This is a genomic window from Tianweitania sp. (genome assembly GCF_032053605.1).
Lineage (GTDB): Bacteria > Pseudomonadota > Alphaproteobacteria > Rhizobiales > Rhizobiaceae > Tianweitania.
Genome location: NZ_DAMBUH010000060.1, coordinates 1 through 5,480 on the forward strand (window position 1 = coordinate 1; position 5,480 = coordinate 5,480).

The following is a 5,480-nucleotide window of genomic DNA, read 5'->3' on the forward strand; positions in this document are numbered from 1 at the left end:
GGCTTCGGCCTGATCGTGCTCGGTCTCGCCATCGGCGGCGGCATCGGCGCGGTTACCGCTCGCCGCATCGCCATGACATCCATGCCGCAGCTCGTTGCTGCCTTCCACAGCCTCGTCGGCCTAGCCGCCGTGATGGTTGCGGCCGCAGCCATGTATGCGCCGGAGAGCTTTGGCATTGGCACCATCGGCGACATTCACGGCCAGGCGCTTGTGGAAATGAGCCTCGGCGTTGCCATCGGCGCCATCACCTTCACCGGCTCGGTGATCGCTTACCTGAAGCTCGACGGGCGCATGTCCGGCAAGCCGATCATGCTGCCGGCACGCCATGCCGTGAATATCGCGCTGGCTGCAGCTTTGGTGCTGCTCATCATCCTGCTGGTGACCACGCAGAGCTACGCAGTCTTCTGGCTGATCGTCATCGCCTCGCTGGCGCTGGGCGTGTTGCTGATCGTCCCGATCGGCGGCGCGGACATGCCGGTCGTGGTGTCGATGCTCAACTCCTATTCGGGTTGGGCGGCGGCGGCACTCGGCTTCACCTTGGGCAATCTGGCGCTGATCATCACCGGCGCGCTGGTTGGCTCGTCGGGTGCGATCCTGTCCTACATCATGTGCAAGGGCATGAACCGCTCCTTCATCTCCGTCATTCTCGGAGGCTTCGGCGGAGAGACGGCTGCCGCTGCAGATGACGGGATCGAGCGCAACGTCAAGCTCGGCTCGGCTGACGATGCCGCTTACCTCATGGCCAATGCCTCAAAGGTCATCATCGTGCCGGGCTACGGCATGGCGGTAGCGCAGGCGCAGCACGCGCTTCGTGAGCTTGCCGACAAGCTCAAGGCCAATGGCGTTGAAGTGAAATACGCGATCCATCCGGTTGCCGGCCGCATGCCCGGCCACATGAACGTGCTGCTCGCCGAAGCAAACGTGCCTTATGACGAGGTCTTCGAGCTCGAAGACATCAACTCGGAATTCGCGCAGGCCGATGTAGCCTATGTGATCGGCGCCAACGACGTCACCAATCCTTCGGCGCGCGACGACAAGTCTTCGCCGATCTACGGCATGCCGATCCTGGATGTGGACAAGGCCCGCACCTGCCTGTTCGTGAAACGCTCGCTTGGCTCCGGCTATGCCGGCATCGACAATACGCTGTTCTACAAGGATGGCACGATGATGCTGCTTGGCGACGCCAAGAAGATGACCGAAGACATCGTCAAGGCGATGGACCACTGAGACCAATAAAGAAGGCCGGCAGTGATGCCGGCCTTCTTTATACGAGAAGGCCGGAGCCTTACTTGTAGGAGTAGGTGAGTTCCAGGCCGGAAACGGCAACAGCGGCATTGAGGCCAGTCTGTGCCTGAACGCTGAGCGGCTGCAGCGTGAAGCTGGTGCGCGGGCCGCCAGTCAGCAGGTTTGCACCTGCGCCCACAACGATGCTCGCTTCAGCATTCGCGCCGTAATAGTTGCCGGCCAATTCACCGTCGCCGACGTTGTAGTTCACGCCGAACACGGCCCAATGAAGATTGCCGCCCTGCGTCATGCCGAGATCAACGCCGAGCTTCGAAATCATGCCGCTATAGCGCTGCACCGATCCGCCGCGCGCCGGCGTGTATTCGCAATCGACGGACTTGTTCGAGCCGACGATGAAGCTCGTACCACCCTGGATGTCGCAGCTGAGAACGCCGAGCTGAACACGCTCGTTTGCGAAAGCGGCGGGCGCGGCAGAAAGACCGGCAGCAAGGGCGGCGAGGGCAATGACTGATTTCATGATGAGGAACTCCTACAAACGGAAGAAGTCCCAACAATCCCGCACCAGCCAGGTTGTTCCGCCTAGGATGAGCGACGGAAGGTCACAAGGTGTTACAAACCTCAACACCCGTGACCCGAGTCGGTTCGCACGGCGCGCGCTTGGATCAAGCACCGCCGCTGCGGGTGCGCGAAAGGCCGTTCACTGCCGGCTTGTAGTTCGGATCGAGCTGAGCGGCGCGGGCATAGGATTTGGCGGCGCGAGCCTTGTCGCCGCGCTTTTCGTAGACCAGACCCTGGTTGGTCCAGCTTTCCGCCACACCGTCATTGAGCTTGATGGCGACGTTGAAGTCGGCAAAGGCGTTGTCGTCGTCACCGAGCGCCAGATAGGACAGGCCGCGGCCGTTGTAGCCGTTGGGCTGGTCGGGCGCGAGCGAGATCGTGGTGGCGAAATCCTCGATGGCTTGCTGATGCTGGCCGGTGGTCTGGTAAACGAGGCCACGTCCGGCATACGCGCGCGGATCCGTCGTGTTCATCTGGATTGCGCGTTCATAATCCTGCAACGCCTGCTGGCTGTTGCCGGCCAGGCGATACACGTCGCCGCGACCGATATAGGCGGCGGCATAGTTGCTGTTGATCTGAAGCGACTTGTTGTAGTCGGCAATCGCCTGCGGCTGCTGGCCGAGATAGCGGTTGATCAGCGCGCGGTTGGCATAGGCCTGGTAGAAGTTCGGGTTGAGCGCCAGTGCCTGGTCGAAATCCTTGATGGCGCGGCGATAATCGCCTGCACGGCCGTAAGCGGAGCCACGCACATTATAGGCTTCGGGATCGCGAGGATTGCGGTCGATCACGGAGGTCAGCGAAGAAATGTTTTCGCTCGAACCCTGCGCGGTCTGGATGCTCGCCACTTCGCCCATCGGGCCGGTCGACTGACAGGCAGCAAGCCCCAGCACCGGCAGAACGGTTGCGGCCAGCATTGCGGAACGCAGCTGACGGGCGGGCACGGCGGAATAGCGCATCGGAGTTGGTCCCCCACAAAACACGCGGCTCGGCGCGCATCCGAATCAAAGAGCGTGCCGCCAGTCTGACGAAAGGAAGGCCGGAGGCAAAATGAAAATGGCGGCAAGGCGGTTACGCCGCGCCACCACAGGGCTAAAGCCTCAAAAAAGAGACGAAATCTAGGCGAAAAGCGTATCGCGCACTCAGCGTGCGGAAGGACGTGCCGTTGCAGCCGGTTTCGGTGCCGCAATCAGACCTTCACGCTGCGCCAGCTTGCGCGCCAGCTTGCGCGCCCGGCGGACGGCTTCGGCTTTTTCACGAACGCGCTTTTCCGAGGGCTTTTCGAAGTGGTCGCGCATCTTCATCTCGCGAAAGACGCCCTCGCGCTGCAGCTTCTTCTTGAGCGCGCGCAGCGCCTGATCAACATTGTTGTCGCGAACGAGGACCTGCACGGGCTTCCACCGGTTCAAAGGGTTTCAATGAAATGCAGCCCGCTTGCGGCAACGGGTCATGCCATCGCGGCAGAACCTGCCTGCGACGTCCCTGTAAATACCAGCGGAACGGCCGTTTGTCCATCTGCTTTCCGTTACGTCGCTTTTGACTTGCGCTCGGTTTTGCACGCGTGTCAGGAAGACGCAAAGCGGCTAAACCCGTCGCATTCAGAGCACAGATGGAAGCGGCTTTTCATTAGTGCTAGGGAAGCGGCAGCGGCGACACAAAGCTTTGCAGGAAGCTGGTCGTTGACGCTCCATCAGGTTTGTTCGAGGCTTGGCCATGCGGAAATATTCGGTCTTTGCGATCGCGCGCGAGGCAATGCGTGGCCATAAAGGCTGGGACCAGCAATGGACCTCGCCGGAGCCTCGCAAGGACTACGATGTCATCATCATCGGCGCGGGCGGCCACGGTCTGGCGACGGCCTATTACCTCGCCAAGGAGCATGGCATCACCAATATCGCCGTGCTCGAAAAGGGCTGGCTCGGCGGCGGCAATACCGGCCGCAACACCACGATCATCCGCTCCAACTACCTTTATGACGAGAGCGCCGGGCTATACGATCACGCGCTGAAGCTGTGGGATGGGCTGAGCCAGGACCTGAACTACAACGTCATGTACAGCCCGCGCGGCGTCATGATGCTGGCGCACAATGTGCACGACGTGCAGGTCTTCAAGCGCCACATCCATGCCAACCGGCTGAACGGCATCGACAATGAGTGGTTGTCGCCGGAAGAAGCCAAGGAATTCTGCCCGCCGCTGAACCTGTCTAAGCAGGCGCGCTATCCGATCGTCGGCGCGGCCCTGCAGCGCCGGGGCGGCACCGCGCGCCACGATGCTGTGGCCTGGGGCTATGCCCGTGCAGCGTCGGCGCGGGGTGTCGACATCATCCAGAATTGTGAAGTGACGGCAGTACGCCGCTCGTCCAACGGCCATGTTATTGGTGTGGATACGTCGAAGGGCTTCATCGGCGCCAAGAAGATCGGCGTGGTTGCGGCCGGCCATACGTCGGTGCTGATGGAAATGGCCGGCGTGCGCATGCCGCTGGAAAGCTACCCGCTGCAGGCACTGGTGTCGGAGCCGGTGAAGCCCTGCTTCCCCTGCGTGGTCATGTCCAATACCGTGCACGCCTATATTTCGCAGTCCGACAAGGGCGAGCTGGTGATCGGCGCTGGCACCGACCAGTACATTTCCTATTCGCAGACCGGCGGCTTGCACATCATCAACCACACGCTGGATGCGATCTGCGAGATGTTCCCGATGTTTACGCGCATGAAGATGCTGCGGTCATGGGGCGGCATTGTGGATGTGACGCCGGACCGCTCGCCGATCCTCGCCAAGACGCCTGTGCCAGGCCTCTACGTCAACTGCGGCTGGGGCACGGGCGGCTTCAAGGCAACGCCGGGTTCGGGTCATGTCTTTGCGCATACGATCGCCAACGACAATCCGCATCCGATCAACGCGCCGTTCACGCTGGAACGCTTCCGCACCGGCCGGTTGATCGACGAGGCGGCTGCCGCGGCTGTTGCCCATTGATCTTGCCGGTTGTCGCCATGGCCGTTGCCGTTCCTTTGCTTGTTGCTGACGACCATCGGCAAAGCCTTATGCCTGGTGCAGAGGATTTTCGCGTGCAGATGATCGAGCGCAACGGGAAAGAGGCGGATTGGCCGTTTTCCGTGCCACGCGGAACCCTCCTTTGCGCGACGATCCTGGGTCAGCCGATGGTGTATTTTTCGGAAGCCGCAGAAGACCATGAAGATCAGCCCCGTGTTGTGCAGGTGTCCGTCAACCCGTTCGATCTCGGGATCGGCAATCTCGGCGATGGCGGCCTGATTAAGCCGGAACTCACGATGGAACAACGCATCCAGGCGATGGGGCCACTGATGGCGCAGGGCAGGCGTCTTTGCGACCAACCACGCGGCGCGGCTATCGGCCCAGGCGAACTCTAGAGGACTGTTTAAACGATGCTGTTGATCAACTGTCCTTATTGCCAGGAAGAGCGGCCAGAGGTCGAATTCCGGAATGGCGGCGAGGCGCATATCGCACGCTCCACCAACATCGTGGGTGAAAGCGACGAGGCCTTCGAGAGCTTCTTCTTTATCCGCACCAACCCGAAAGGGCTGGTTTATGAGCGCTGGCGGCACATTCATGGCTGTGGCCGCTTCTTCAATGCCGTGCGCGATTCCGTCACCGACAAGTTCCTGCGCGTTTACAAGGCCGGCGAACCACAACCGGAGCCAGCGGAAGTC

Annotated in this window: 7 protein-coding genes; 4 read left to right on the forward strand and 3 right to left on the reverse strand. The window is 61.4% G+C overall.

The genetic code is table 11. The features are described from left to right. A partial coding sequence (locus RTX98_RS13575; protein ID WP_312797221.1) for an NAD(P)(+) transhydrogenase (Re/Si-specific) subunit beta occupies positions 1–1,227 on the forward strand: 1,227 nt, incomplete at its 5' end. A 58-nt stretch (positions 1,228–1,285) separates the two neighbouring features. Here the strand turns inward: RTX98_RS13575 and RTX98_RS13580 are convergent. The 3 genes from RTX98_RS13580 to rpsU all read right to left on the reverse strand — a co-directional run bounded on the left by RTX98_RS13580 (position 1,286) and on the right by rpsU (position 3,191). Continuing rightward, a complete protein-coding gene (locus tag RTX98_RS13580) occupies positions 1,286–1,762 on the reverse strand; it encodes a DUF992 domain-containing protein (protein WP_312797222.1) in 477 nt (158 codons plus the stop codon). Between the two features lie 145 nt (positions 1,763–1,907). After that, positions 1,908–2,759, reverse strand: a complete 852-nt coding sequence (locus tag RTX98_RS13585) for a tetratricopeptide repeat protein (RefSeq protein WP_312797223.1) — start codon at positions 2,757–2,759, stop codon at positions 1,908–1,910. Positions 2,760–2,942: 183 nt separating this feature from the next. Next, complete coding sequence (gene rpsU, locus RTX98_RS13590; RefSeq protein ID WP_312797224.1) at positions 2,943–3,191, reverse strand: 30S ribosomal protein S21; 249 nt, start codon at positions 3,189–3,191, stop codon at positions 2,943–2,945. Between the two features lie 322 nt (positions 3,192–3,513). Here rpsU and RTX98_RS13595 point away from each other — a divergent pair, with 322 nt between their 5' ends. The 3 genes from RTX98_RS13595 to RTX98_RS13605 form a co-directional block, all read left to right on the forward strand. After that, on the forward strand, positions 3,514–4,767 hold the full coding sequence (locus RTX98_RS13595) for a sarcosine oxidase subunit beta (protein ID WP_312797225.1): 1,254 nt from the start codon (positions 3,514–3,516) through the stop codon (positions 4,765–4,767). Between the two features lie 92 nt (positions 4,768–4,859). Continuing rightward, on the forward strand, positions 4,860–5,180 hold the full coding sequence (locus RTX98_RS13600; protein WP_312797226.1) for a hypothetical protein: 321 nt from the start codon (positions 4,860–4,862) through the stop codon (positions 5,178–5,180). A gap of 15 nt (positions 5,181–5,195) precedes the next feature. Then, positions 5,196–5,480, forward strand: a 285-nt coding sequence (locus RTX98_RS13605) for a sarcosine oxidase subunit delta (RefSeq protein WP_312797228.1), incomplete at its 3' end; no start/stop codon positions are given.

Excerpts from the sequence above, each read along its gene's own strand:
- RTX98_RS13595 (WP_312797225.1), top strand. The coding sequence starts at position 3,514 with ATGCGGAAATATTCGGTCTTTGCGATCGCGCGCGAGGCAATGCGTGGC.
- RTX98_RS13580 (WP_312797222.1), bottom strand. The coding sequence starts at position 1,762 with ATGAAATCAGTCATTGCCCTCGCCGCCCTTGCTGCCGGTCTTTCTGCC.
- RTX98_RS13585 (WP_312797223.1), bottom strand. The coding sequence starts at position 2,759 with ATGCGCTATTCCGCCGTGCCCGCCCGTCAGCTGCGTTCCGCAATGCTG.